Annotated in this window: 2 protein-coding genes; one reads left to right on the forward strand and one right to left on the reverse strand. The window is 63.0% G+C overall.

Annotated elements, in window-relative coordinates:
• Positions 1 to 114 precede the first annotated feature (114 nt).
• On the reverse strand, positions 115 to 651 hold the full coding sequence (locus ABZ471_RS48680) for a 2'-5' RNA ligase family protein (RefSeq protein ID WP_359075624.1): 537 nt from the start codon (positions 649 to 651) through the stop codon (positions 115 to 117).
• 498 nt (positions 652 to 1149) lie between these two features.
• Between ABZ471_RS48680 and ABZ471_RS48685 the strand changes: the two genes are divergently transcribed.
• Positions 1150 to 1394 (forward strand): helix-turn-helix domain-containing protein (locus ABZ471_RS48685; protein ID WP_359075625.1); only part of this gene is annotated, 245 nt, incomplete at its 3' end.

The following is a 1394-nucleotide window of genomic DNA, read 5'->3' on the forward strand; positions in this document are numbered from 1 at the left end:
CACCGACCGACTCGACTACAGGCTCTTGCTCGATCGTCATCTCACTCACTTGGCGTCTCCATGATCAACAGATCCGCCGTTGATTAGACACTCCCAGCCATTGCGAGACTGCCTTTAGCTGAGCGGGAAAGTGGAGTGTTGTCGCCATCGTGTTCCGTCGTGGATAAACAGGTCGACTGTGGAGATGTGCGCGGTGATGGGGAGCCTGCGCAGCAGATCGGCTTCGGCTTTGTCCATGTCGGCCGCGTCTTGGCCTTGGGTGATGGTCAAGTGGGGGATGGGATCCTCGAACTGGCCGCCGAATGGCGGGGTTTCCGGCCACCGCGTCACGATCGCCTGGGTGAGGTGCCTGAAGGGGGTGTCGGGTTCAGGGGTGAGGTAGAGAACTCCGGGGAATCGGCCGCAGCGGTCGAATCGGACCTCGAAGGACTGATGCGCGGTGAGTGTCTCGCGGAGCGCGGAGCAGACACTCTCGTCGATACGGCTCGCGTCGAGGAACGGGTAGAGCACGGTGACATGGGCCGAGACACCGGCGTGGGCCGAGGGATCGAGTTGCTCGCGCCATGCACGGACGGCGGGCTCCGCTTCGGGGATTCTCGCGATGAGCCCGGACTGCCCTGCCTGGAATTGTTGGGTTCCGTCGTATGCCATTGAAGTTGTTTACCAGCAAGCTTCGTTTGGTGGTGGGGGTTTCGGACCTCCTGTTGACCGACGAGGGTTCATTTCCTGTGGGTTGGTGGCCGATGGGTGGGCGGGGTGGGGGAGACGGTGAGTCAGTGCGCGCTCGCGGCAATGAACTCCCACGGCCCGGCGTGGTGGGTGGTGGGCTTGAAGGGGGCTCAGGTTCTCCTGGAGGGTTGTCTGTTTGTTCTGTGGGTGGCCGTGCCGTGGGGTGGGCGTTCGGGTGTGGGGTGCTGGGTTGTGGGGGGTGTGCCTGTTGGTGGTTGTTGGTGTGGGGGTTGGTGGATAGGGGGTGGCCGGTTCTTTGTTGGGGGGTGGTTGGGGTTTGGGGTGGTGTGGGGGGTGGCCGGTTTTCTGTTGGGTGGGTGGTTGGGGGGTGGGGGTTGGTTGATCGTTGGGGGTGGTGGTGTCAGGATACGAACTAGGCGGTTTCTTTCTTGTCCGGGTGGTTGGTGTGGGGGTGGGGTTGTGGTTTTGCAGGAGAGGGCGGTGAGGACGAGGCGGGCGATTTTGGTGGCGGCTGCTGGGGTGTTTGCGGAGGTGGGGTTTGAGGCAGCGACGATTGCGGAGATTTTGCAGCGGGCGGGGGTGACGAAGGGGGCGTTGTATTTTCATTTCGCGTCGAAGCAGGAGTTGGCTCAGGCGGTGTTGGCGGGGCAGTTGGCGGCGGTTCCTGTGCCGCCGCGGCAGGAGTTGGTGTTGCAGCAGGGTTT

Origin of the sequence: Streptomyces sp. NPDC005728 (assembly GCF_040630895.1) — a bacterium.
Lineage (GTDB): Bacteria > Actinomycetota > Actinomycetes > Streptomycetales > Streptomycetaceae > Streptomyces.

Bases quoted from the DNA above. Each gene is read 5' to 3' on its own strand.
- ABZ471_RS48680 (WP_359075624.1), bottom strand. From the start codon at position 651: ATGGCATACGACGGAACCCAACAATTCCAGGCAGGGCAGTCCGGGCTC.